This is a genomic window from Desulfobacca acetoxidans DSM 11109, assembly GCF_000195295.1.
GTDB lineage: Bacteria > Desulfobacterota > Desulfobaccia > Desulfobaccales > Desulfobaccaceae > Desulfobacca > Desulfobacca acetoxidans.
Genome location: NC_015388.1, coordinates 1,073,661 through 1,097,532 on the forward strand (window position 1 = coordinate 1,073,661; position 23,872 = coordinate 1,097,532).

Below are 23,872 nucleotides of genomic sequence, written 5' to 3' on the forward strand. Positions count from 1 at the left end.
GGGATGAGTGTGGATCCGGTTCTGGCTGCTGCCGAGCGCTTTTCGCCAGAGGGCGGGATTGTTGCGGTCCAGGAATATGGCGGGGGCAATGTCAATGATACCTTTCTGGTAACGCTAGGGGAGGCGGCCGATTCGCGATTCATCTTGCAGAGGCTCAACCGGCGGGTCTTTCCGCAACCGGAACTGGTTATGGGCAACCTCAGAACCTTTACCCGCCATCTGCAGCGAAGCGAGCAGCAGGAGCTTCACAGTTCCGACCGGCGCTGGGAAACCCCCGAGGTGCGGTTCACCCAGGACGGCAGCGACTATTGGATTGACCCTCAGGGCTCGTTCTGGCGCAGCCTCAGCTTTATCGAGCAGGCCAGATCCCTAGACTCCATTAATGGTTTAGACCATGCCGCGGAAGTGGGTTACGCCCTGGGCCGCTTTCACCGACTGTTGAGCGACCTTCCTCCCGATCTCCTTTCAGACACACTGCCCGGGTTTCACCTTACACCGGGATACGTGCGGCAATATGACCAGGTTTTGGAGGAGTGCCGCCAGCCGAGATCGCCGGAAGTCGATTTTGCCCTGAAGTTTATCGACAGGCGGCGGGCTGGGGTCTCTGTCCTGGAGCAGGCCCGAAACGACGGTACGCTCACCCAAAGGATTATCCATGGTGATCCCAAGGTCAACAATGTCCTGTTGGATAATCTTACCAACTTGGCCGTGGCCATGATTGATCTGGATACGGTCAAACCCGGCCTGGTGCAGTATGATATCGGCGACTGCCTGCGCTCCGGCTGCAATCCGCTGGGCGAGGAAACCGCCGCCTGGGAGACGGTCCGTTTTGAGGCCGATCTGTGCCAGGCCATACTGCGAGGGTATCTTTCCCAGGCCCGTGATTTCATGAGGCCATCTGATTACAATTATCTCTACGATGCCGTGCGACTCATCGCCTTCGAGCTAGGCCTCAGGTTTTTCACCGACTATCTGGCCGGCGACCTCTATTTCAAGGCCCGAGATCCGGAGCACAACCTGGCCCGCGGCTTGGTGCAGTTCAAACTGACCGAGAGCATCGAATCTCAGGCCGGGACAATTCAAACCATCATCAGAGACCTCAGATAAAGAGAGAAAATTATCCTTTTTTTCTCTTCCCCTTGCCACAAAGAATAATCATTCCTATCTTTAATCTACAGTTAAATCTTTACCCATAAGGAGTTGTCCATGTCTGAAACCGGTATTCCCCTTTCTTTTGCTGATTTTAAAGCAAATCTCGATACCTCGGTTCTGGGCCGCTTGGTGGCGGAACTTCGTCTGGCCGCCGATAACTGTCCTCAGTGCCAGGGTTCCCGGGAATATGTCTTTGCCTCTCGAGGGCGGGAAAATATGGTCCCCTGCGTCCGCTGCGAACCGGTTTATGCCTTGCTGGCCACCCTGGAGCCGATCCTCGAATTCATCCGCGATGAATCTCCTTATTAAATCAGTTGGGTGGGCTAACCCCCTTTATTCAGGAGGGTTAGAAAAACCTCAATGAGCTATTGAAATATCATAGATTAAAAGAGCTTGTATAAAAACAGTGAGCCGTGAGCCGTGAGCAGCAAAAACATTATTGTGAGCAGCCGCCACGATTCTGTTTTTATGCTTCGTTGTGTTCGGCAGAACATGTGAACTTGTATAAAAACAGTGGGCCGTGAGCCGTGAGCAGCAAAAACATTATTTTGAGCAGCCGCCACGATTCTGTTTTTATACTTCGTTGTGTTCGGCAGAACATGTGCACTTATATAAAAACAGTGAGCCGTGAGCCGTGAGCAGCAACAACATTATTTTGAGCAGCCGCCACGATTCTGTTTTTATGCTTCGTTGTGTTCGGCAGAACATGTGCACTTATATAAAAACAGAATGTATTTGTAGGGTGGGCAATGCCCACCCTACGCCTCTACGCCTCTGTTTTTATGCTTCGTTGTGTTCTTGAGAACATGTGAACTTATCAAAAAAACAGAATGTTCTTGGCACGGGCTAGAAAGCCTGTGCCACCGGTCAGGTGCTATTCAAATGAATGTAATACTTCAGCTATCTGAGATAATAGAACAGGAACATGGTTGGCGGTGCCCACCCTACAGCACCAAAGCATCGACAGACCCGTCTGTAGGGGCGAATCTTGTATTTGCCCCAAGCAACTGTTCCACCAGTCGATCTCTGCAATCTCCCTACAGCAATAAAGCATTGACAGACCCGTCTGTAGGGGTGAATCTTGTATTCGCCCCAAGCAACTTCTGAAAAAAAGGGTAATGTTATGACCGAAAGACAGGGTGTTATCACCATCCATGGCAATCCCCTGACCTTGCTCGGAGATGAGATTAAAGTCGGCTCTCCGGCGCCGGACTGTGAGTTGTTGGACAACGACTTGCATCCCGTCAAACTTTCTTCTTATCGAGACAAGGTCCTGGTCTTGGCCTCGGTGCCATCCCTGGATACCCCCGTGTGCGATTTCGAATCACGGCGTTTTAACGATGAAGCGGCAGGACTGGGTGAGGCGGTCCAGGTGGTGGTCGTGAGCATGGACCTGCCCTTTGCGCAGAAACGCTGGTGTGGCGCGGCGGGGGCGGCCAGGCTGCAGACTTTATCGGACCACCGCCAGGCTGATTTTGGCGCCGCCTATGGTGTTCTCATTAAAGAACTGCGTCTGTTGGCTCGGGCCGTTTTTATTGTCGACCGGGAGGGAATTGTGCAGTATGTTCAACTAGTCCCGGAGGTCGCGGCCGAGCCGGATTATGAAGCGGTCCTGCGGGCCTTAAACAGCATCATTACTGAGAATCAATAAGCCGGGATATACTGTGATCAGATCGGGGTGTCGATCTGAACCGGAAGAATCTCCTTGACAACGCGGTTGCCGCCTGTTAAAAAGTGACCATGAATATGTCAGCGATATTACATTTTTGGTACTGGTGGTTTCCTCGTGGGACCCCGGCGCCCTGATTAACTTGAACCGCCCGCCGTGGGGTCCCAGTGGGAACCCGCGGCTTTTTATTTATTATAGAGAGGCTGTGGGTTATGCTCACGGCCTCTTGGTTTTTTAGGCGGGCAGGAGGGAAGAATGCTTATCGTCATGGATAAAACCGCCAGCGAAGCCGAGATTGCTGCGGTGGTGGCCAAGATCGAGGCCTTAGGATACACTGCCCAAACCATACCGGGCGGTGAGCGGATGGCCATCGGCATCCTGCGCAACCCCGGTCCGGTGGATCCGGCCCTGTTCATCGACCTGCCGGGTGTAATTGAGGCTATCCCGGTTTCCCGGTCCTATAAGCTGGTGAGTCGCGAAATGAAACGGGAAAACAGCATCATTGTTCTGCCTCAAGGGGTCAAGATCGGCGGGGGCCATTTTGTGGTCATGGCCGGTCCCTGTGCCGTGGAGAGCGAGCTGCAGGCATTTACTATTGCCCGCGCCGTTAAGGCGGCGGGAGCCCAGGTCTTTCGGGGGGGTGCCTTTAAACCCCGCACCTCGCCCTACAGTTATCAGGGTTTGGAGGAGGAGGGATTGAAAATTTTGGCCAGGGTTCGGGACGAAATCGGCCTGCCCGTCATCACCGAGGCTATCGACCACTACTCCCTGGATCTGGTGGAACAATACGCCGATATCATCCAGATCGGTGCCCGCAATATGCAAAACTTCTCTCTATTGCGCCGGGCTGGACAGGCTCGTAAGCCGGTGCTGCTCAAGCGCGGCATGTCTGCTACGCTGGATGAGTTTTTCATGGCGGCGGAATATATCCTGGCCGAAGGCAATACCCAGGTCATCCTCTGTGAGCGAGGTATCAGGGGTATCGGTGCCCACGCCCGCAATACCCTGGACCTGGCCGCCATTCCCTACGTCAAGAAGGAGAGCCATCTGCCCATCATCGCCGATCCGAGCCACGCCGCCGGCCGCCGCCTGCTGGTGCCGCCCCTGGCCCGGGGGGCAGTCGCCGTGGGGGCTGACGGCCTTATTATTGAAGTGCACCACGATCCGACCCATGCCCTCTCCGACGGGCCGCAGTCGCTCTATCCCGAGCAATTTGCCGCCCTGATGCGGGATATCCAGACCCTGCGGCCGGGGCAGTGGCTATGAAAGAGATATTCGTCCAGCTTCCGGGGCAGGATCGCTCTTATCGGATTCTGTTAGAAGCGGGTCTACGCTTCCGTTTGGACGACTATCTCACCCAGGTCTGCCCGAATCCACGGGTCTGGGTGGTGAGCGATGCCCTGGTAGCGCGACTCTACGGCTCTGGAACAGTAGCTCTTCTCAAGAACCGGGGCATTCAGGCATCGTTGCTAACGGTGCCCCGGGGAGAGAAGAGCAAGTCCTGGCCTGTCCTATCCCGCCTGGTCTGCCAACTTTTGGAGCAAGGCGCCGACCGCCAAAGCCTGCTCGTGGCCCTGGGTGGCGGCGTCATCGGGGACCTGACCGGTTTTTTGGCTTCCATCTTTATGCGCGGGATCCCGTTTGTCCAGGTGCCCACGACACTGCTGGCGATGGTGGATGCAGGCATCGGCGGTAAAACCGCTATTAATCTCCCGGCCGGGAAGAATCTCATCGGGACCTTCCATCAACCCCGGCTGGTCCTCATCGACCCGGAGTTTCTCCTGACTCTTCCGGCCAGAGAGAGGCGCAACGGCTTGGCCGAAGTTATCAAGGCCGGTTTCATTCACGACCTGGATCTCCTGGTAATGCTTTCCGGACCGGGCCAGACTCTCTGGCGCGACCGGCAGCTCCGAAATCGGGACCTGCTCGCCGAGATCATCGGTCGGGCCGTTGCAATCAAGGCCCGGGTTGTTGCGGAGGATGAGAAGGAAGGGGACCGGCGTCGGATTCTCAATTTTGGCCATACCGTGGGACACGCCCTGGAGAAAGCTTCAGGTTTTAAGATCAAGCACGGGGAGGCCGTGGCGATGGGTATGGCTGCGGCCCTGGATTTTTCGGTGGAGCTCACCGGTCTAAGCCCGGCCGAGGCAAGCCAGGGTAAGGAACTGCTCCGATCCCAGGGCCTTCCTCTCCGGCCGCCATCCCTGTCCCGAGAGGAGGTACTGGGGGCTTTGCAGATGGATAAAAAGCGCCAAGCCGATCACCTGGTGTTCATCCTGCTGCGCCATTTAGGCGAGGCGGTGATTTACCCTAAAGCGCCCCTGACTATGATCTCCGACTGGCTCAGAGCCTAGTAAATGGAGAGTATGAAAAAAGAGAGGGCAATGATTGAATCAATAGTGGCAGCCACCTTCCTTAGGTTTAGCCGCTGCGTTCTATCTGATCATAGTAATAACTGATAATATCTCTCTTGGTAATAAGGCCGATGATGGTATCGGGTCTGTCTTCACTCACTACCGGCAGTTCATCCACATTGATCAGGGCCATCTTATCCATGGCCTCTTGCAGGGACTCATGCAGAAAGACCCGCACGACATTAGGGGTGGCCACATCTTTAGCTACGATCAACCCGTGAATATTATCTTCCAGGATATACTCCCGGATATCATTAATGGAGATAATGCCCTTCATTTTCCCTTTCTTGTCAACCACGGGAAAATGATAATCCTGGGAGGTAGTTACTATCTTAACAAGTTCTGGAAACGGCATATTTTCCGGGATAATAGTGAGGGGCCGCTTAATGATGGCTTTTTCCACCTGCAACTCCTCCAGCACGCCGCGGGCGAACTCGCCGATATGGGCCGGGGAGGCTAGGCGGGAGACTGCCTGATTTTCATACAGGCTTGTTTTACCGAGAAAGATATAAGAAATTGCCGAAACCAGCATCAGGGGCGCCAGGAGGGTGTAATTGCCGCACATTTCGCAAGCCATGATAATGGAGGAGATGGGGGCCTTGGCGATCCCGGCAAAAAAACCACCGATGCCTACCACCACAAAAGCCGCCGGATGTATCACCCAGGCAGGGGCCAGGAAATGTCCCAAAAAACCGAAGCCGCCTCCCAACATGGCGCCTATGAAAACCGATGGAGCAAAGACGCCGCCGCTGCCCCCGGAACTGATGGTGCAGGAAGTGGCCAGGATCTTCATGAACACCAGGAGCCACATGGTTCCCCAAAATATCTTGCCCTCCATAGCCGCCTGAATCCAACCGTAACCCCCGTCCAAGATCTGGGGGGTAAGCAGTGCAATGAGGCCGACTAAAAATCCACCTACCGCCGGACGTACTATCTTGGGAATCTGCAGCCGTTTGAAAAAAAAGTCCCGAGAGCCATAAAAAACCTTGATATAGACAAACCCGACTGCCGCACAGACCAACCCGAATAAGGCATATGGAATCAATTCGATGAGGTGAAAATCCACCGTTCCCGGAAAGAAAAGCGCCTGACGGCCGTAATATTGGTCAAAAATGGAAGAGGCGATAATAGCCGAAACGATGCAGGGGAGGATGGCTTCGAATTCAAATTCAGTGTCTTTATATAATACCTCGGGTGCAAAGAGGGCCGCGCCCAGGGGTGCATGGAAGATAGCCCCAATGCCGCCGGAAGCCCCGGCCAACACCAGGATACGACGGTCCCGGGCTTTCAGGCGTAACACTGAGGCCAGAAAAGAGCCGAAGCCGGCCCCGATCTGGGCGATGGGACCTTCCTTGCCCGCCGAACCGCCGCTGCCGATAGTGATGGACGATGCCAAAATTTTTATCAAGGGAATGCGTTTTCTGATATACCCCTCGCGTCGGTGAAAGGCTTCAATCATGGCGTCGGTGCCATGGCCCTCCGCCTCCGGCGCTATCGTAAAGACTAATAAACCGGACGCCAGCCCGCCCAGAGTGGGAATAAGCAGAAACAGCAGGGAGCGCACCGAGGCCAACGAGGATACCTGTTCAGGCGCTGAGCCTCTGGCCGGCTCCAAAAACGCAGTGGGCAGGTGCAAGAAATGAGTGAGCGTCCAGCGGAGTGTTTCTTCAAAGAGGATAGCCCCTAATCCCGCGATGACACCTACCAGGATACTCAGCAGGGGCCAGCGCAACTGCCCCGTCCAATCAAATCTTTTCAACTTCCGTAGTTTTTTTAGCAAATCAAAACACCTACTTCCCAGAAGGTAGCTGTTTAAGCGCAAAGGGGCCTGTCCCCTTTAGGCATGGAATAAGAGTTATCCGTTATGTCGGGATGTTATAATCTATCTAAAATATTCCTGGTCCGAAACAGGAAGAAATACCGCAATTTTTTGTAAGTATATCTTTTAAGGATGATTGAGTACGATTTTCATGGTAAAAGAAAGGTATGGAAAAGAAACCGCGGTCTGAGAGTACGAAGCGCCTGGCAGACCCTTTCAACCGTTTCTTCCCAGGTGACAATTTCGTGAGAGAAAATTTCAAGTTGGATCGGACTGCAATGCCTCCTGAGTTGCAGCTTGTCCTTGCCTGTCTGCGGAAAGCGCCGCATGAACAGGAAGTGCAGCAGATCGAAAGATTGAGCCGGGGGAAAATCGCCTGGCCCGATTTTCTGAGGTGGGTGGACCGTCACCGGGTAGCCCCTTTGGTTTACGAGAACCTCCGGCGCTATGGCGGAAACGGTGTGCCGGGAGCCGTCAGGAATGCTCTCCGCTCCCGCTTCGAATCCAACGCCCAGCGAAGCCTCATCAATGCCGCGGAATTGCTGCGCCTTCACACCCTCTTACGGGAGAACAACATTCCCTGCATTCCTCTCAAGGGAAGCCTGTTGGCCCTGCAGGTTTACGGCAACCTGGCCCTGCGCCATGCCGGGGATATAGACCTGCTGGTCGATAGAAACCACGTCGACCGGGCCGATCTGCTTCTGCGTCAAGATTATTCCAGACTATCGCCGGGTCCTTACCTGACCCCTTTTCAGAAAAGAGCGTTCTGTCGCTTACAGGAACATTTAGTTTATACCCATGAGAGCAAAAAGGTAAAATTAGAACTCCACAGTCGCCTGTTCTATAACCGACCTTATTGTGCCACGGATTTTACCCGACTCCTGGAGCGGCTGCAATCCATAACCGTGGCGAACTCTTCGCTGCTGGCGATGCCCTTAGAGGATACCGTCCTCTATCTGGCTGATCATGGAGGGCAGCATAATTGGAGCCGTCTGTTTTGGCTGAATGACCTGGCCGAAATCATCCGCTGGAATTGGCTGCCTGATTGGGACGCATTGCTGGCGGGCGCTCTCGAAAAAGGCGTAACCCGGCCTTTGGTGCAGGGGGTAGTTCTGGCACATCATCTCTTGCAGGCGCCTCTCCCGGAGGCAATCCAGGCCCATGCCGCGCAGGACCGCATGGTGAACTATCTGGTTGATGCCGCCTTAAGACGGATCTGCACGCTCGAACAACAGAAACCACCGATAACCGAAATTCTCTACGGCAATATAATTCATAGGTCCAGGTTGTATTCTGAGGTTAAATATAAGATTAAAGTTATGCAGCGAGTTTTATTGTACAGCCGGGACTGGGGAACTATTCGACTGCCCGATATCGCCTTTCCCACCTTCTTTATGATGCGGCCCTTCCTGTGGCTGTACCGGAAACTAGGCCGCTATCGGGAAAAATCAGGCCGCAGGCGGACTGAAGGGAGGAATACCTGATCCCTGGGGCATTCAACTGTCCTTTAAGATTGACAACAAAGCCCTTCTGAATGAAACTGTTATAATAACGCATATTGCGGCGTATGCCATCCAGGAGCCCGCCGGGACTTTTCTTATTTTAACAACAGCTTCCTCACCGGGGTCATTTCATAGTCCCGTTATTTAAATGGTCCGGTTACTGAAAATTTAATTGATTTTTTTGATAGCGCGATGTATAAGTTTATGAACCTAGGGAAAATTTAAGTAGACCGGTATGACTATTTCTTTTTTAGCTAGACGAACAGGGAGGTTTTCATATGGACCGCATGAATCGCTCAGGCAACAGGTTGAATAACCCCGCCTTGGATAATCAATCACCCGGACCTAAGGGCGGTTGCGCTTCGTCTCCCCGCAGCCCCTGGAAGGCTCCTCACCTAGTGGATATCTCCTTACTGAATGAGACATCAGCTCATACAGGGATGGTTTATGACGGGGAAATTGGGGCGGGATCATAATATTATGTTATATTTATGATATTCACCGGTTCCCTGACTTAAGGGTGCTAATTGTTCGGTCCAGAGAGCAACCTGGGGAGTTTTTAATTACAAGTCCGGCCAAGATGTAACCGTAATTTTTCCCATGCTCAAAAGGGGGGTCCCAAAATGGGATGCCCCCATCCCTTGGCAAATAGATTGAACTTACCCCCCCGAAAGCAACCCATCCTGCCCCCCTCAAGCCAGTTCCTCCCTGCCGTCTAGCGGCCCCTGGAAGGCTCCTCACCTAGTGGATATCTCCTTACTGAATGAGACATCAGCTCATACAGGGATGGTTTATGACGGGGAAATTGCGGCGGGATCATTATCTTAGCAAATAGAGTGGACTTAAAATGGAACGCCGACATCATTTAGAAAGCAGGTTGAATCTACCTCCTAAAATGAATCTATCCCGCCGTTCTCCAGGCAATGGCACCCCGCCGCCTAGCAGTCCCTGGCAGGCTCCTCACCTGATGGAACTCTCCTTATTGCATGAAACCTCAGCCGGGACAGGTGGAGCAACAGACATGTTAGCCGGTTATGGCCCATCTTAACAATCTACCAAACGATTGCTTGCTATCCTCCCACGAGCACTCAGCTTGTACCGATTTTCGAGCTGGTGGCAATCTGCCATCATGCGTAAGTCCTACCAGCAAGGGCGGATCTTGTATTCCCTGTACCTCTTCCCCAAATTCTCGCGGATATTCTTTTGGGTAAATTATACCTGTAGGGGCGAATCTTGTATTCGCCCCCCCATATAAAGTCATCATCCTCTCAGGAACACAACGAAATATGAAAGAATGGTGGCCTAAGCCTCCTGGCCTGCACACTCATCTTTCATATAAAATTTTTTCTCATCGACCATGTTAAACAAAAGCGGCGGCCATGGGCCGCCCTATCCCATTATCGATAATTTATCGGCAATTAACTCATAGGGCGGGCCGCGCCCGCCGTCTTTGAGATTACTGTTTTCATACAAATTGGCATGTTCTGATAATCACGACGAAGCATGAAAACCGAACCTTGGCGGCTGCTCCCAATAATGCTTTTTCGGCTCACGGCTCACTTATCACTGCCCACCGCCCACTGTTTTCATACAAGTGCAATGGTCTTCAGAACCGCTGGAGGAAGATCCCGACCCCCAACCCCCGTAGGAGAATGGTTCCGGCCTCACTTGAATTCTTGCGGGTGGTCCCCTGCTGAATCGAGCGGAGCACCCGCCGCATCTTCGGCAGGTCGAGGATCGCCGGGGCCAGGTTATGCCTTTCCAGGTCTTGCAGCGCCTCTTCGATGTCCGTGGCCTGATCCCGCAGGCGGCGGCAGATATCAGCCGCCTGCAGCCCCCGGCGGCGGTTGAGGCGTACCAGATCCGGCAGCAGATCGCGGAAGGCCCGCCGCAGCACTGCCCGATTACTGCCCTCGGCGGAATGGTAAATATCAGGTATGCCCAGGCAGAATTCGAGCAGACGCTTGTCCAAAGTCGGATCGCGCGTCTCCAGGCCAAAAGCGCCGCTGCTTTCGCCCCATAAGCCCCCCCCCGGCCACCGGCCGGGCTGGATGATCCGGTACCTGGTGGCTAAGGGGTTGTAGTCTGTATTAAAATAGGGATCATGACCCTGGGCCCGCATGAGGCGATCCAGATGCAGGGACTGCGCCCAGCGGGGATGGATGGCCGAGTAGGGCAGGAACACCGGGCCATTGGGGCAGAGGCCGTATTCCAGGCGACTGAGGATTGGAAGGACCAAAGGGCCCGCCAGGAAGCGTTTGACCCCGGCGAAAAGGGAGAGACCCTGGCGCTGTTGCAGATCCAGGAATTTCTGCCTGAACCGGCTGAGCTGTCCGGACCCCAGATACGGCCAGAGGTTCACCGCTCCCCCGGTCCAGGAGACGGTGGCGTTGCCTCCCTGGCCGGTCAAGAGCACCCGGAAGCCATGCTCCCTGACCCTATCGAGGAGCGCTATAATCCAGAAATAATTGCCGGCGGCATGGCCCGGTTCATCGTGAACCTGCAGCATACGGTCGATGCCTGCCAACGGAGAAACCTCTGCCGCCCTGATCCTGGTAAGGTCAATATTACCGGCCTGGTCGGCAGTGGCCTGGGCGAAGGCCGACTCATCGCCGAAGCGGTGTTTGAGGGTATAAGGACTGGTGTCCTCCAGGGGGACAGAGGTGAAGGCGGACAATCTTTGCCCCTGTTGGGCCAGCGCCCGGGCCGCCAGGGCGCAGACCGAACCCGAATCCAAGCCGCCGCTCAAGGTGGCGCTTATCGCCGTAGTCGACCGCAGACGGGCTCGCACCGCCCGATCATAGTGCTCCAGGAAGGCCTCCAGATAGTCTTCCTCTCGGGGGAAGTAAACCCGAGGGGCGTTTTCGGCAAACCAGTAGCGCTTGATCTTTACTTCGCCGGCTTCGATGATCAGATAATGGGCCGGAGGCAGGCGGTAGATCCCGGCATGGGCGGTGAGAATGCCATCGCCCGGCCAACTGGTGAGGGTCTGGGCCAGTCGCAGCAGGTTCGGCACCCGAGGCACTTCCGGGAGCGCCAGCAGGGCCTTGCGGCTGGAAGCGAAGGCGAAAAATCCCGGCCCCTGGATATAACAGATTCCAGTATTGCCATGATGATCCCGGGCCAGGAATAAACGGCGATTCTTCAGGTCCCAGAGGGCAAAGTGCCAATCGCCCAACAGGTGATGGATGCACTCCTCCCCCCAGCGCTCGTAAGCCCGATGGATGAGCCGGGTGTCGGACAAAACCCGGCCTTCCGGGGCTGACAGGCCCAGTTCCGCAATCAGGTCTTCCCGATTATCCAGAAAGGCCCCGGCGGTCAACACCCAACCGCGTTCCGGGTCATGATACGGGAAAGATTTTTCGGTCTCTTCCGGGGTGCAAAAACAGAACTGGCAGCCCAATCCAACCGGGCCATCGCTCCACTCGGTGGAGCCATCCACCCCCCAATAGGCCATGGCCTGCTGCATGACCGCCAGTTTCGTCTTAGCCACCGGGGCGCCGTCTAATCTCAGATATCCTAATATGCCATTCATGCTAAATAGTAATTTCCTGTCGCATGGTAAGAGAATAGCAACAATTCAACTAGCCAAGTGAAGGTTTAAAAAGCCGCCCCACCATCTCCCCAAACGGCTTAGGATTTCCTACAGGTGGAAGTTCGGTACAGGAGGAAGTTCGGTAACGCCGACCTCCAGGTCGGCAGCTCAGAAACTGTTACCGAAAATATTCCAATGCGCCGGGCGGGATAGCGAAGCGCCTCCCACCTTCCGGGTTATTGTTTCTCAGGCCAGATCATGATACTTGCCTGATCGTGTTCCGCATTGAGACAGACGAGATCGCCCTGCCGGACCGGCAGTTCCTCCGGAAAGAGGTGAATCACCGGCCACCAACATGACTTAAGCGGCGGACGGTTCTCAAAAGTGAGATCATCGCCAAAATTCAGCCGATTCCATTGCATGAACCCCTGGGCCAGGCCGTTTTGGGTTACGGCAACCTCCAACCGGCGGTGCTCTCGATCAGGATAGCGAACGGCTCGCAAGTCAAAGCGGAAGATTTCCAACGGCTCGCTCAAGGCCTCAAAAAGGCCGCCGCCTTCGCCAGTCGTTATCACCGGCGGGGCTAGGGTATTAAATGGGGAGAGATCAAAGCCCATAAATGTGCCCATACGAAAAGACCGCGTTTCTAAACCGCCCACCAGCATCCCGCCGGCGGCAATGGTTTCGGGCAGGACGCGAGCCTCAGGTGTGAGTAGATGTTTGCGGGCATGGCTGTAGAGGGGCAACACGAGCTCGCCCAGAAGATAATTATCCACGATTTCGGCCACCAGGAGATCGGCCCGCCGCGGCAGGTCGGTGCCTACGGTAAGTCTGCTGAGCTCTTTGGAGACCACGGTCACGCGGTCAGCCAGGCCGTTGCGGACGATAATGGTGTGCGCCCGTTCGGCGACCAATGGCTCTTTTTCGCAGGTGATGACCTGTGCCGCTCCCGCCCTGGCCGCCAGCATGGCCAACAGTCCCGTGCCCGCTCCGATTTCCAGTACCAACATGCCCGGCTGCACGAAGCGGTTCAAGGCCCTGGCGTAGGTTTCGTTTCGCAGGGTGTCGTTCACAATGTTGAAATGCCACCCTGGCGCTGATTTTCGTACGGCGTGATGGGTCAGGTAACGAATTCTCGGATCATCCGGCGCCAGCCTTCGGGCCTGGAGAGCCAAATCCGGCGAGAGATAGCACTGCTTCTTGGTCCGTCTCAATAAGAGAGCCAGACGGGCCAACCGTTCGGGAAAGTCGGGCTTGTCTTCAATGGCCCGAATCATTCTGGCGATATCATCCGGAAACTTACTCAGCTCCATCTTACCGCAATTGTACATAAACCGCTGGTCTCACGTCATTCAGATTCCGTACGAAAAATTTTATTGTAGGGGGGAATCTGGTATTCGCCCCGAGATGCAGGTATTAGCCCCGTAGGAGCAGGCGAACACGAGGTTTGCCCCTACATTTCGGCTATCACACGAATCTCCGACAGGCGAAGAATATATATTGTAGGGGCGAATCTGGTATTCGCCCCGAGATGCAGGTATTAGCCCCGTAGGAGCAGGCGAACACGAGGTTTGCCCCTACATTTCGGCTATCACACGAATCTCCGACAGGCGAAGAATATATATTGTAGGGGCGAATCTGGTATTCGCCCCGAGATGCATGTATTAGCCCCGTAGGAGCAGGCGAACACGAGGTTTGCCCCTACATTTCAGCTATCACACGAATCTCCGACAGGCGAAGAATATATATTGTAGGGGCGAATCTGGTATTCGCCCCGAGATGCTTTTTGGAAGGCTATCTGTCATCATTTCCCGTCCTCGGCGAAGGTGGCGATGATGGTGAAACCTGCCATTCCACGCCGCCCGGTGAGAATCCGCTCTCCACACCGCAGCCAGGCGTGTGCCTGGAGTTGGGCCTCGCCTTCTTTGGCCAGGCCCAGATACAGCGTGCTGGACACCCCGCGGCGTTTGAGCATGGCCTTCCCGGCGATAGCCTGGGCCAGGCAACGGCAGTCCCAGGGCAGGTGGCGGCTGGCGGTGGCCACCGCCCAGGAGATGCGATCCAGCAGCGCCACGGGTGCCATTCCCGACTCCTCCGGCGAGGTGGCCATGTGTCGGCCCAAAACCGGGGCAATCCGCCGAAAGGGCAGGATCAGGATGGCCAGCCGGGCGATCCCCAGCCAGAAGGCCGCCTCGAGCAGGCTACCACGCTCCGACGCAGACAGGGCCAGGAACTTACCGAGTCGGCTCATCAAATACCTTGATCAGGTTGTCCTGGGCCAGTTCGTTTAAGAAGACCAACACATCGTGTTGGCACTGCGAAGCTTCGACCTCAAATTCCTGCAGCAGGATGGCGCATAGGTCGGAGACCGGGCGGGCCTGTTCCAAAAGAACCCAGATACGGCTGCCGACAGGGTCCAGGCCGTAGTATTTGCCGTTGGCCACACTCATGAGGGCGGTCTCGCCGTCCAGATCACAGGAGACCAGGTCATCAGACCTTTGAATGGTCTGGTTCAAACCGATGGATTGATTCATGCGGATTGTTACTCCTTGCCGGGAACTATTGGCCCATTAAAAAACCGGCTCCCCGTTTGCAGTCAGGTAGCCGAACTGTTGCATAACTTCCCGATGGTCCCGGATGATCCGGGCCGCCTGGGCCGGCGTCAATTCCCGGCGCCAGGCCCCCCAGCCGTCTTCCCGAAAGAACCTTTCAGTTTCGGGCGGTCTTTCCCGGAAGCCGCATTCCTGCTCCTGGCGCTGGAGTTCCCGAAAATCACTGAACTCCACGGCCTTTCGCACCCGCGCCGGATCATCGGGCAGTCCGGCAAACTGCGCCGCCTCAGCAAAGGTTTTCTGAGGCTGCTGTTTCATATCCTCATAGCGCAGCACCTTCACCGGAATGGGCGCCGCCAGCCAGCTCAGAACATGGGCGCTCCAGGTAAGCAGACGTTGGCGCAATTGGTCGGCCAGTCGGCCGTTACCGGCGGCCAGGGCGAATCCCTCATCGCCCATGCGGTCGATAACGGTATCGAGGTCGCGGCTGGCATGATTGGCAAACGCGACGGCCACATCAAGGGGATTGCGGATAAGGTAAATGGCTCGACTCCCGGTGGCCGCGAGCAGGGGGCGGCCGTCGGCGGCGTAGGTATAGGCATCGTGCACCTTTAAGAAAAGGACTTCCTTGGCCTCGGCGGCCAGGCGCTCATAAACCTCGGGGCGCAGCCGGTCGATCTCCGCGGCAGTAAGGTCCGAGGCTTCGATGCCCGTCATCTCATCGAATAAGGTTCGGGCGCTGGCTATCGGTCCGCCATCCAGGTCGTTAATGTTTGCCGGGGCTTCACCGCCGCGCCTCAGATTCGTCAGAAAGATGCGCAGCCAGGTGTTGCCGGATTTGGGATAGGAGGCCAGCCAGATGATGCCGCTCTTCATGCCCAATCCTCCTCTACCAGATCGGCCAGCTCTGTCAGGCGAAAGGGAGTCCGGGGTCGGACCAGGCGGCTTACCCGGCAATGTTGCGCCGCCTGGCCGCACTGTTCAAAATGGCGTTTTTTTCCTAAGGTCCCGGCCAGGAACTGCGGGCGGTAGGTGTGGCGCATGAGGACGGTAAGTTTGTCCAAGCCCTGGAGAGGAATGAGTTCAAGCTCTTGGGAGTTGCTCTCCGCCAGTTCGTAAACCCGTTGGAGCGGCGAAGGGTTCCGGGAAAAACCATCCTTCAGGGGGAGGCCGTATTTCTCCAAGCCGGCTCTCACCAAGGGTAAACCTCTGGGGTCTCTCCCTAGTTTTTTTAAGGCGTCAGCCCAGAGTTTGAGTTGCGGATAGGCCGATATGACCAACGGAGTCCCTGATGAGGCAAAAGAGATTACGCAGACATCGTCGGCCATAATCCGGTAGCCCCGCTGATGCAGGGCTTCGGCCAGGGTGGATTTGCCGCAACCGGAGAGCCCCACAAAGACGGCGGCGCCGCCGTTGACCTCAACGGCGCAGCCATGCAGCGGCAACAGACCTCGCTGCTGCAGGAGCGCGGCCAAGGCGGAACCCAACAGAAAGAGACGCACCTCGTTGTCCTGGGCCCCGGCGGCGCGTTCGATGATGATCTGCTTCCCCGCAGTTACGAGATATTTGGCGATAGTATTGAGTTTGAGGAGAAAGGCCTCGGAATTAACCTGGAAACAGACTCCCTGTCGTTGGACCGACTCCAGGCCGTCAGGAACCGTACCGTAGCGAATAGTGACTTCGGCGGCTCCTTCGGCCGGCAGGAGCTCCGGGCAGGGCAGGGCGCTGGCAATCGTCAGGCCAAAGGCCCGGTAATAGTAGGGCGTCGGGCAGTTGTCACCGGAGCGCGACAGATTGGAGGATACCATAGCAGTGCGACCTTGGGAGGAATGGTCCCCTCGGTGAGAATTGCGTTAAAAGAATTCGGTGTCGGTGAACTAATTATAAAAAAGTTGCCTAGTTAAGTCAATGGAAGGCTTGACGCCAAAGATTGGCTTGGGCTGTCTCCCCCTTGGTCGTCAGGGTAGACAGTATTAGAGACGATTCGCTCGTTTAATCAATGGTTAGATTGCGGTGGAAGGTGCCAAATTTTATTCTGTTCAGAACAGACAGTGCCAGGAATTTTTGGCGGAGATGGAGGCCACGAAGCTGACTTTACCGCACGCGGGCATCAAACCCGGTTATCCACCAGGTACCCGGCATCGGCCAAGGTCTCTCTGATCTCCTGACAGTGTTGTGGGCCTTTGGTTTCGAGGGCCAGGTAGACCCGGGTGTCTTTCAAAGGCAGGTCCAGACCCAACCGGTCATGATCCAGGTGCAGGATATTTGCCCCTGCCTGACCCAACAGAGTTGTCAATCTGCCCAAGGATCCAGGACTGTCGGGGAGGATTACCCGAACTGTCAACAGGCGGTGGGAGTTGATCAGGCCGCGCTGCACCACCCGCTCCAGGAGGGGGATGTCAATATTGCCGCCACTGATGAGCAGCACCAGGCGGCGGCCCAGATTCCGGTCCTTGAGGACCTGAGTTAGGGCCGCGGCCGGGACGGCGCCGGCGCCTTCGCATAGGATTTTCTTTTTTTCAAGAAGCAGCAGCACCGCGTCGGCAATCTCGGATTCGCTGACTAAAACCAAGTCGTCGAGGTATTCCTGCAGGATTGGGAAGGTCTGCTGGCCCAGGCAGGTGACGTTAATACCGTCGGCCAGTGTTGCCGAACTAGGCACCGGTACCGGCCGGCCTGTTTCCCGAGCCGCCTGAGCTGACGGCGTCAGTCGGGCCTGGACCCCGATAATCCGGACCGATGGCTTGATAGACTTGAGCGCCAAGGCCACGCCGGCAGCCAGGCCGCCACCCCCCACCGGTATCAATATCGTCTCCACCTCCGGCAGATCGGCCATGATCTCCAGCCCGAGGGTTCCCTGTCCGGCAATGATCTGGGGATCATCGTACGGGTGGATGAAGGTAAGACCGGTATCGGCCAATTCTTGGGCCTTAGCCAGAGCCTCCGTTAGGTCCTGGCCATGCCGCAGCACCAGGCCGCCGTAGCCTTCGGTGGCCAGTTGTTTGGACAGCGAAGCCCACTGGGGCATGACAACGGTGGCCGGGATGCCCGCCAGCGAAGCGGCGTAGGCCACCCCCTGGGCATGATTGCCGGCCGAGGCCGCCACTACCCCGGTCGTCCGGGAGGCGTTAGGCAAGAGTTTGATCTTGTTAAGCGAACCCCGCAGTTTAAAGGATCCGGTGGTCTGCAGGTTTTCTAATTTGAGAAATACCCGGACGCCGTACATCCGACTCAATGTCTGTGAAAAAACCAATGGCGTCCTAATTATCAGGCCCGAAAGGCGTTCCTGGGCAGCTTGAATATCCGACAGGCTTATCATAGGGGTTTCCTGGATAGGAAATCAGATATTTTGGGCTTTTCGCCAACCGGCGGCCTTGAGGTCATGGACCCGTTCCAACATGGTGGTCTTCAAGGCATTAATGTAGGCTAACCGATCCTGGTTCAATAAGGGGGCAAGTTCGGCATGCAGGATGGCACGCTCCTCCAGATCATGGGGGGTCATGCCGTTCCAACTGCAATACCCCTGGTCGAAGATGAAATCCGGCGTTACCTCATCCAATAAGCCTTTGTGCCACATCAGAAATCTGGCTCCTTCGATGTCGAACTCGAGGACCCAGCCATTATCTTCGGTCATGCAGTCGCCGTCCCAGGAGGCCTGGCTGCGACAGCTCGGACAGTATAGATTTACCAGGATACTTTTCGGCAGGATATTATCGCGATGCATAAACTGGGCCTCTTCCCGGCCACAGACGCAGGTGCGGCGGATGGTCAGACACATGTCAAGCACTCCTTTACAGTTGCAGCTCATTATTTTCTTGCTTATAACATAGTTCGTTATCATTATAATTGCAATCGGGGCAAACGCCATTGCGGCGGATTTTGGGCCCGGTTTTGATATCACTGCTGTTATCCGGCTGCCCTGACGTGCTGGAAAGGACCCATTATGACTGATGCACCCCATGGCTCACACCATTGGCAGATTGCCGCCTTCCCATTAATGGTTTACTGGCGGCAGGACTATCGCGCTCTGTCTTTTTACTTCCCGGATCTGCAGTTCGGCCGTCTGGAAGAAAGACCTGAGGCATTAGGATTTTCCTCGATGCTGCAGCTTCCCCGGCAGGGAGCTCTAAGAGGGCTGGGAAGGGCCTATCATACCGGCGAGTTGAGGCAATGGCAGGCGTATCTTGATTTCCTCGCCTCTCATGATAAAGAGGAAGACTATCTCAAGGAGGCCATCCGCGGGCAATTGGCCCCGGTGTTGCCCAAGACCACTGATCCGGCCATCCTCTGGCCCCTGGCGCATCAATTGGAACAGATGTTGGCCGAAAAAGAGGCTGGCATGTATCTGGTGGGGAAGCAACAACAGGCCTTGGCGGCTGTACTGGGGCCTGATTTAGATGAGGAGGGAGAATTAGCGGGTGCGGCGATTTCCTACAATCCATCCCTGCGCGGCGGTTTGCCAGACCCGGAGTTGGCGAGGGTGCGGCTCAAGTTCTGGCAGGCCATTCTGACTCCCTGTCTCAAATCGCCTTGGGCGGCTCTGGTTTTAGAAACCGCCGCCAGCGACAGCTCACCCCGCTGCCTCTGGGAAGAGGCCGCAGCTGCAGGGGGTGGAGTCTATCACCTGAAGCTGGAGTTGCCGGATTGGCACCTGAATACGGCGGCGGCCGAAAGCGATAGTCCTCACTCAAAGCTCCAACTTGAATTCCGCCAGGCGTTAGAGGACCTGCTGACAGGCCTATCGGTGGACCAGGAGGTTGTAAGGGAGGCCGGGCAGGCTGTTCAACGCCTAGTGCAGGAACGGCTGTGGCCGGCCTCGGGCCTCCCGCCCAAGGCCGCAGTTTGGCTGGAGCTCTTCGGTTGGCAAGGCCGGGCGCCGGAATCGGAGTTGCTTACAGGTCCTATGATGTTGTGGTCTCGAGCCTGAGAAGTGATTTTTTCTCCACGCGAGGTTTGCCAGGCTTAACCGAAGTAACTTTCCCCTCGGCAATTTCTCGCAAGGCGACCACGATTTCCTTGTTCTTGACCCGCTCCTCTAAGAGCACCGGGGCGCCTTTATTCAATTGCCGCACCCGCTTGGCGGCCAGATGCACGAGAGCAAAACGGTTGTCAACTTTTTCCAGGCAATCTTCAATGGTGACTCGGGCCATACTAACCCTCCAGGGATATTACTACGGTTTTAATTCACAACTGGCAGCGGGCGCCAACTCGCAGGATTGTCTCTTACTCTTCACCTGTTCTACTATCTGGCGAACTTCTTCTTCAGAGTATTTATAGCCGCAAACCTTGCAGCGTATCTTAAGACCTTTTCAACTGGTGCAGATAAGGATTTCACCCGTTTGACAATGCAGACACTTCATATTTCCTTATTCCTCCTAAAAATAGGCCGATAATCTCGGCAAGGTCGGATCTACCTGACCAGACTCCCGCAACAGGGCGTTGAGGTAGAGCCAGGCAAAGCTGATGAGAAATTCCGGGGCGTATTTTGCCGCGCCTTGGGCTTCGTAGGCAACTTCGAGACCTGCCGCAGTGCAGCCCACCCTCAGTTCCAGATCAGGCAATACCTGCCAGGTTGCCGTCCAACCGGCGGCATCGCCCTCATAAACGCCGCTATCCAGCCGCATCAGGGCCGTGGCGGCTACCTCAGGAGAAATCCGTTGGACGATATCTTTCCTGCCCTGAAGGGTGAACCGCTGTAGATCCCCGCCGTGGCGGGACTCAATGTCTGCCAGCGAATACCAGTGGTTGCTAAGTGTCCGGAGGTTCAAAGGATAAACCCCTTTACCATAGCGCGCCAGCAGCGCCAGGAAGTCCCAAGCGAAGACGTAGGCGTCTTCCGTAGGCAGGACCAGGCTTTTCCGGGGATAGAATATCCGGAGATCAGAGCCGAATTCAGGGTCAAGATTATAAAAGAAAAAGAGCTCCAGGGGACGAAAAGGGCGCAGCCGTAAGCCCCAGAGGATAGTATCGTAGGGAAGTTCCGACACCAGCTCTCCTCCGAGACAATGGGCTAACAGGTCCGGCGCCAACCCGGCTAGCAGCTCTAAATCGGCGCGATATTTTTTCCGGATATAACCACGTAATTGCCCTTCCCAGCCCCAACCATTCTCAAAATGGCCCAAGGTGACCAAATCATACGGGAAATCTGTGGCCATGCCGTTTAATCGGTCGCCTTGGATACCAGTTTTTTCATAAACTTATCGGCATTGATGATGAACCGTTCGTGTGTGGCCTCGCCGATCTTCTCCTTTTCGTCAAAAGCCTCCAGCTTAAAGGTTAGTTTCTTGCCCTCGATGCCGATGAGTTCGGTAACCACCCGCACTTCCATGCCCAAGGGTGTCGGGGCCGTGTGTTTCAGGTTCATGCCGATACCGACCGACTGTTCTCCCGACTGAAGATGCTTGGCCATCAAGTCGGCGCTGACCCCTTCCATCAGCCCCACCAGAAAAGGGGTGGCAAAGGCGTCGGGTAGGTCGGGAAAAAACCTCCGGGCCGAGTGCTCCGGACCGGTCTTCTGCCGCAGTTCATTAATCATACCTACTTTAAAGGGCGATTCCATGCCGTTCTCCTCTGGCGCTGCATCGGCCGACACCCTGGATGCGTTTACTAAAAGGTTTTCCTTGCTAAACTACCGGGAAAACCTTTACTTTGCCGAATTGCTCCCCTTGTCCGAAACGCCGCCCGAGCTCTCTCGCTTCTGCCAGGACCTCCGGCCGCTTCCGGATGGCCCCTTTTTCGTCCACCTGCTTTACCAGAACTTCGGCGGCATAGCGGATATTGATGGCATCGAAGAAATAATGGGTGACTAGTCTGGCGCCTACAAAGACATGCTTGCCTTTAGTGGCCGCAGTGGCCAGCAACACCCCTTGCCGGTTTTCCCCTGGGAATTCCTGTTTCAGAACATAGCGCCGGGCCCAAAAGGCCTGGGTGCGGTCAATCATGGCCTTGGCCTGGGCAGTCAGGCCATAGAAAAAAATAGGGGAGGCCAGGGCTACTACATCTGCGGACAACAGCTTGGGGTAAAGCTCCTGCATGTCATCTTTGATGGGACAATCGCCGTCTTTAAAACACTTGTATATTTCCAGGCAGGGAGAAATTTTCAAAGACCGCAACGCCACTTTTTCAATTTCGCCCCCGCCCTCCTGGGCCCCCTGTAGGAAGGCGTCCAACAATACCTCGGAATTGCCGCCGACCCGAGGACTGCCCCAGATCCCCAGAATTTTCATTAAGCGCTCCTTTTTCCGGCACTCCCATTAGTATCGCCGCGCTTTTATCAGGTTAATAGATCGCTACCATTTTGTCAAGTTTTTGTTTGCAGGTATTATATTGATATTATTATTTTTATTAGAGAAACCGGGCTGTCGGGTTCAGGCCATTTCGCTGCCTCGCGACCGAACGCCCATGGCCACGCCGCGTTTGGATTGGCGGATAAATTCCAGAAGATGGGCGACCTCCGGCGTCAGCGGGACCTCAGCCTCTACCTGCTGCATTGCCATCTGGAGGTTGACCCGTTGGCGGAAGAGGAGGTTAAAAGCAGCCTTTAAGGTCCGAATCTGTTCCTGGTTGAAGCCGGCCCGTCGCAGACCCACTAAATTTAGGGCTCGTACGGTGTGTTCCCAGTCAACGATGCAGAACGGCGGCACGTCCCGGGAAGCCCGCGCCCCGCCCCGCATCATGGCCAGTCGACCTACTCGGCAGAATTGGTGGATGACGCAGTTGCCGGAGATAAGGGCCCGGTCACCCACCTCCACATAGCCGCCGATCAAAGCCCCGTTGATGACAACGACATTATTGCCCAGGGAAGAGTTATGGGCCATATGGGACAAGGCCATGATGAAGTTATGGTCTCCGACTCGGGTGGCGCTGCCCGGTTTGGTACCCCGGTGGATGGTGGCATACTCCCGGATGATATTGTGATTGCCGATGATTGTGTAGCTTTTTTCTCCTTGGAAGGCATAGTCCTGGGGTTCATGGCCGATGATGGCGCCAAAGGAGATGGTGTTATGGTTGCCGATGGTGGTGTAGGGGCCGATATAGGCGTGGGCTTGAATTGTACACCCTGACCCGATGCTTGAAGGCCCTTCGATAATGACGCCGGGGCCGATGTTGACCTCCGAGCCCAGTTCAACGTCATCGGCGATTCTTGCCGTGGGATCAATCTTCAAGGGGCTGACCTCCGTCTTTAGCCCGCTGTTCGTGCAGCTCTCGAAATTTATAATATTTCAGGAAATTATAAGTGCTGTAGAGAAAAGCCAGGGTATAGCCGGCCCTGCCTTCCAAAAATCCTTTCTTAAGGGCATAGAGACTTAGAAAGGTGAAAAAAGGCCGCCAGACAAGCTCCCCGAAGTGGGGCTTTTTATCCTGCTTGAGCAGCTCCTGGGCCGCCAGGGTGGAGTAACGGTCCATGCGCAGGACAAAATCGCTGATGGTCCGATAGGTGTAGTGCAGCATCGGTTCCCGCAGGGTCCCCACGGAACCGTTAATCTCTACGCTCTCGTGGACCTCGCGTTCGATAAAACGGCCGTTGGCCTTGCGAAACAAGCGGATGGAATAGTCCGGATACCAGCCCAGATGTCGGATAAAACGTCCGCAGAAATGGTTTCGGCGTGGGACCCGATAGCCATCGGCCGGGCCGTCACCCTTCAAGATCTCCTGAATCTCCCGGCGCAGGGCCGGGGTAATCCTTTCGTCGGCGTCCAGGACAAAAATCCATTCCATTCGGGCCTCATCAATGGCCTGATTCTTGTTTTTGCCAAACCCGTGCCAGGGTACGGAGTAGACCCGGTCGGTAAACTGTTTGGCCCAGAGGACCGTTCGGTCGGTGCTATCGGAATCCAGTACCACGATCTCATTCGCCCAACTCGCCGACTCCAGGCAGTCAACGATGTTGGCCTCCTCGTTATGGGTGATTACGGTCACTGACAGGCGAGACTTCATGGACGCCTACTCGAGTCTTTTCGCCTTCTCAATGATCATAATGGGAATGTCATCTTTGATTTCATATAGGAGCTTGCAACGCGGGCAGATCAACCCATCGCCTTGAGGAGTCAACTGCACTTCACCCTTGCATTGCGGACAGGCCAGGATTTCTAAGAGCTCTTTACTGATAGACATAATCACTCCGTTAGCATTATACGGTTGACATATAACTAAGGTTTCGGGTTTCTAGTTTCTAAATCCATCGGAGCAACCGTGGTGGGAGGTTGCCTTACATCTTATAACCGGAAAC

At 55.5% G+C, this 23,872-nt stretch carries 23 protein-coding genes; 7 read left to right on the top strand and 16 right to left on the bottom strand.

The genetic code is table 11. The features are described 5' to 3' along the window. Window positions 1-3: 3 nt before the first annotated feature. The 5 genes from DESAC_RS04590 (at window position 4) to aroB (ending at window position 5,175) form a co-directional block, all read left to right on the top strand. Window positions 4-1,107: a phosphotransferase enzyme family protein gene (locus tag DESAC_RS04590; protein WP_013705907.1), complete on the top strand. Its 1,104-nt coding sequence runs from the start codon at window positions 4-6 to the stop codon at window positions 1,105-1,107. Window positions 1,108-1,206: 99 nt separating this feature from the next. Then, window positions 1,207-1,461: a hypothetical protein gene (locus DESAC_RS04595; RefSeq protein WP_013705908.1), complete on the top strand. Its 255-nt coding sequence runs from the start codon at window positions 1,207-1,209 to the stop codon at window positions 1,459-1,461. An 814-nt stretch (window positions 1,462-2,275) separates the two neighbouring features. Next, window positions 2,276-2,803: a thiol peroxidase gene (tpx, locus tag DESAC_RS04600; protein ID WP_013705909.1), complete on the top strand. Its 528-nt coding sequence runs from the start codon at window positions 2,276-2,278 to the stop codon at window positions 2,801-2,803. 273 nt (window positions 2,804-3,076) lie between these two features. Beyond that, window positions 3,077-4,087, top strand: coding sequence for a 3-deoxy-7-phosphoheptulonate synthase (gene aroF, locus DESAC_RS04605; protein WP_013705910.1), 1,011 nt, complete (start codon window positions 3,077-3,079; stop codon window positions 4,085-4,087). Further along, window positions 4,084-5,175, top strand: coding sequence for a 3-dehydroquinate synthase (aroB, locus tag DESAC_RS04610; protein ID WP_013705911.1), 1,092 nt, complete (start codon window positions 4,084-4,086; stop codon window positions 5,173-5,175). The genes aroF and aroB overlap by 4 nt, the downstream gene beginning before the upstream one ends. A gap of 67 nt (window positions 5,176-5,242) precedes the next feature. Here the strand turns inward: aroB and DESAC_RS04615 are convergent, their stop codons facing one another. Then, on the bottom strand, window positions 5,243-7,015 hold the full coding sequence (locus DESAC_RS04615; protein ID WP_148231181.1) for a chloride channel protein: 1,773 nt from the start codon (window positions 7,013-7,015) through the stop codon (window positions 5,243-5,245). A 206-nt stretch (window positions 7,016-7,221) separates the two neighbouring features. Between DESAC_RS04615 and DESAC_RS04620 the strand changes: the two genes are divergently transcribed. After that, a complete protein-coding gene (locus tag DESAC_RS04620; protein WP_041283808.1) occupies window positions 7,222-8,538 on the top strand; it encodes a nucleotidyltransferase domain-containing protein in 1,317 nt (438 codons plus the stop codon). A gap of 1,624 nt (window positions 8,539-10,162) precedes the next feature. Here DESAC_RS04620 and DESAC_RS04625 read toward each other — a convergent pair. From DESAC_RS04625 to DESAC_RS04660, 8 genes are all read right to left on the bottom strand, one after another. Next, window positions 10,163-12,091, bottom strand: coding sequence for an asparagine synthetase B family protein (locus DESAC_RS04625; protein ID WP_013705915.1), 1,929 nt, complete (start codon window positions 12,089-12,091; stop codon window positions 10,163-10,165). A gap of 236 nt (window positions 12,092-12,327) precedes the next feature. Further along, complete coding sequence (locus DESAC_RS15045; protein WP_013705916.1) at window positions 12,328-13,422, bottom strand: 50S ribosomal protein L11 methyltransferase; 1,095 nt, start codon at window positions 13,420-13,422, stop codon at window positions 12,328-12,330. Window positions 13,423-13,895: 473 nt separating this feature from the next. Continuing rightward, complete coding sequence (locus tag DESAC_RS04635) at window positions 13,896-14,342, bottom strand: lasso peptide biosynthesis B2 protein (RefSeq protein WP_013705917.1); 447 nt, start codon at window positions 14,340-14,342, stop codon at window positions 13,896-13,898. Beyond that, window positions 14,326-14,625: a lasso peptide biosynthesis PqqD family chaperone gene (locus tag DESAC_RS04640; protein WP_013705918.1), complete on the bottom strand. Its 300-nt coding sequence runs from the start codon at window positions 14,623-14,625 to the stop codon at window positions 14,326-14,328. Before DESAC_RS04640 ends, DESAC_RS04635 begins: the two co-directional genes overlap by 17 nt. A gap of 36 nt (window positions 14,626-14,661) precedes the next feature. Beyond that, on the bottom strand, window positions 14,662-15,519 hold the full coding sequence (locus tag DESAC_RS04645; protein WP_013705919.1) for a sulfotransferase domain-containing protein: 858 nt from the start codon (window positions 15,517-15,519) through the stop codon (window positions 14,662-14,664). Next, window positions 15,516-16,451 (bottom strand): phosphoenolpyruvate carboxykinase (ATP), encoded by a 936-nt coding sequence (locus DESAC_RS15050; RefSeq protein ID WP_013705920.1) that lies wholly within the window; start codon window positions 16,449-16,451, stop codon window positions 15,516-15,518. Before DESAC_RS15050 ends, DESAC_RS04645 begins: the two co-directional genes overlap by 4 nt. A 302-nt stretch (window positions 16,452-16,753) precedes the next feature. After that, a complete protein-coding gene (ilvA, locus tag DESAC_RS04655; protein WP_013705921.1) occupies window positions 16,754-17,962 on the bottom strand; it encodes a threonine ammonia-lyase in 1,209 nt (402 codons plus the stop codon). Window positions 17,963-17,983: 21 nt separating this feature from the next. Continuing rightward, complete coding sequence (locus tag DESAC_RS04660; RefSeq protein ID WP_013705922.1) at window positions 17,984-18,421, bottom strand: hypothetical protein; 438 nt, start codon at window positions 18,419-18,421, stop codon at window positions 17,984-17,986. 165 nt (window positions 18,422-18,586) lie between these two features. Here DESAC_RS04660 and DESAC_RS04665 point away from each other — a divergent pair, with 165 nt between their 5' ends. Beyond that, complete coding sequence (locus DESAC_RS04665) at window positions 18,587-19,570, top strand: hypothetical protein (protein WP_013705923.1); 984 nt, start codon at window positions 18,587-18,589, stop codon at window positions 19,568-19,570. Here DESAC_RS04665 and rpoZ read toward each other — a convergent pair. From rpoZ to DESAC_RS15675, 7 genes are all read right to left on the bottom strand, one after another. Next, window positions 19,545-19,793, bottom strand: coding sequence for a DNA-directed RNA polymerase subunit omega (gene rpoZ / locus DESAC_RS04670; RefSeq protein ID WP_013705924.1), 249 nt, complete (start codon window positions 19,791-19,793; stop codon window positions 19,545-19,547). The genes DESAC_RS04665 and rpoZ overlap by 26 nt on opposite strands. Window positions 19,794-20,018: 225 nt before the next feature. Continuing rightward, window positions 20,019-20,798: a hypothetical protein gene (locus DESAC_RS04675; protein WP_013705925.1), complete on the bottom strand. Its 780-nt coding sequence runs from the start codon at window positions 20,796-20,798 to the stop codon at window positions 20,019-20,021. 5 nt (window positions 20,799-20,803) lie between these two features. Next, window positions 20,804-21,202 (bottom strand): thioesterase family protein, encoded by a 399-nt coding sequence (locus DESAC_RS04680; RefSeq protein WP_013705926.1) that lies wholly within the window; start codon window positions 21,200-21,202, stop codon window positions 20,804-20,806. Window positions 21,203-21,266: 64 nt separating this feature from the next. After that, a complete protein-coding gene (locus DESAC_RS04685; RefSeq protein WP_013705927.1) occupies window positions 21,267-21,869 on the bottom strand; it encodes a flavodoxin family protein in 603 nt (200 codons plus the stop codon). 141 nt (window positions 21,870-22,010) lie between these two features. After that, the gene (lpxA, locus tag DESAC_RS04690) at window positions 22,011-22,808 is read right to left on the bottom strand and encodes an acyl-ACP--UDP-N-acetylglucosamine O-acyltransferase (RefSeq protein ID WP_013705928.1); all 798 of its coding nucleotides are present in this window, start codon (window positions 22,806-22,808) and stop codon (window positions 22,011-22,013) included. Then, window positions 22,798-23,580 carry a glycosyltransferase family 2 protein gene (locus tag DESAC_RS04695; protein WP_013705929.1) on the bottom strand — a complete coding sequence of 261 codons (783 nt, stop codon included), beginning with the start codon at window positions 23,578-23,580 and terminating at the stop codon, window positions 22,798-22,800. Before DESAC_RS04695 ends, lpxA begins: the two co-directional genes overlap by 11 nt. Before the next feature lie 6 nt (window positions 23,581-23,586). Further along, a complete protein-coding gene (locus DESAC_RS15675) occupies window positions 23,587-23,757 on the bottom strand; it encodes a Trm112 family protein (RefSeq protein WP_013705930.1) in 171 nt (56 codons plus the stop codon). Window positions 23,758-23,872: the final 115 nt, after the last annotated feature.

Coding starts and splice junctions, on each gene's coding strand:
- DESAC_RS04680 (WP_013705926.1), bottom strand. CDS start 21,202: ATGGAATCGCCCTTTAAAGTAGGTATGATTAATGAACTGCGGCAGAAG.
- DESAC_RS15675 (WP_013705930.1), bottom strand. CDS start 23,757: ATGTCTATCAGTAAAGAGCTCTTAGAAATCCTGGCCTGTCCGCAATGC.
- DESAC_RS04595 (WP_013705908.1), top strand. CDS start 1,207: ATGTCTGAAACCGGTATTCCCCTTTCTTTTGCTGATTTTAAAGCAAAT.
- DESAC_RS04620 (WP_041283808.1), top strand. CDS start 7,222: ATGGAAAAGAAACCGCGGTCTGAGAGTACGAAGCGCCTGGCAGACCCT.
- DESAC_RS15050 (WP_013705920.1), bottom strand. CDS start 16,451: ATGGTATCCTCCAATCTGTCGCGCTCCGGTGACAACTGCCCGACGCCC.
- DESAC_RS04640 (WP_013705918.1), bottom strand. CDS start 14,625: ATGAATCAATCCATCGGTTTGAACCAGACCATTCAAAGGTCTGATGAC.
- aroF (WP_013705910.1), top strand. CDS start 3,077: ATGCTTATCGTCATGGATAAAACCGCCAGCGAAGCCGAGATTGCTGCG.
- tpx (WP_013705909.1), top strand. CDS start 2,276: ATGACCGAAAGACAGGGTGTTATCACCATCCATGGCAATCCCCTGACC.
- DESAC_RS04695 (WP_013705929.1), bottom strand. CDS start 23,580: ATGAAGTCTCGCCTGTCAGTGACCGTAATCACCCATAACGAGGAGGCC.
- aroB (WP_013705911.1), top strand. CDS start 4,084: ATGAAAGAGATATTCGTCCAGCTTCCGGGGCAGGATCGCTCTTATCGG.
- rpoZ (WP_013705924.1), bottom strand. CDS start 19,793: ATGGCCCGAGTCACCATTGAAGATTGCCTGGAAAAAGTTGACAACCGT.
- DESAC_RS04665 (WP_013705923.1), top strand. CDS start 18,587: ATGACTGATGCACCCCATGGCTCACACCATTGGCAGATTGCCGCCTTC.
- DESAC_RS04675 (WP_013705925.1), bottom strand. CDS start 20,798: ATGGCCACAGATTTCCCGTATGATTTGGTCACCTTGGGCCATTTTGAG.
- DESAC_RS04625 (WP_013705915.1), bottom strand. CDS start 12,091: ATGAATGGCATATTAGGATATCTGAGATTAGACGGCGCCCCGGTGGCT.
- DESAC_RS04660 (WP_013705922.1), bottom strand. CDS start 18,421: ATGTGTCTGACCATCCGCCGCACCTGCGTCTGTGGCCGGGAAGAGGCC.
- DESAC_RS04635 (WP_013705917.1), bottom strand. CDS start 14,342: ATGAGCCGACTCGGTAAGTTCCTGGCCCTGTCTGCGTCGGAGCGTGGT.
- DESAC_RS15045 (WP_013705916.1), bottom strand. CDS start 13,422: ATGTACAATTGCGGTAAGATGGAGCTGAGTAAGTTTCCGGATGATATC.
- DESAC_RS04645 (WP_013705919.1), bottom strand. CDS start 15,519: ATGAAGAGCGGCATCATCTGGCTGGCCTCCTATCCCAAATCCGGCAAC.
- DESAC_RS04685 (WP_013705927.1), bottom strand. CDS start 21,869: ATGAAAATTCTGGGGATCTGGGGCAGTCCTCGGGTCGGCGGCAATTCC.
- ilvA (WP_013705921.1), bottom strand. CDS start 17,962: ATGATAAGCCTGTCGGATATTCAAGCTGCCCAGGAACGCCTTTCGGGC.
- DESAC_RS04590 (WP_013705907.1), top strand. CDS start 4: ATGAGTGTGGATCCGGTTCTGGCTGCTGCCGAGCGCTTTTCGCCAGAG.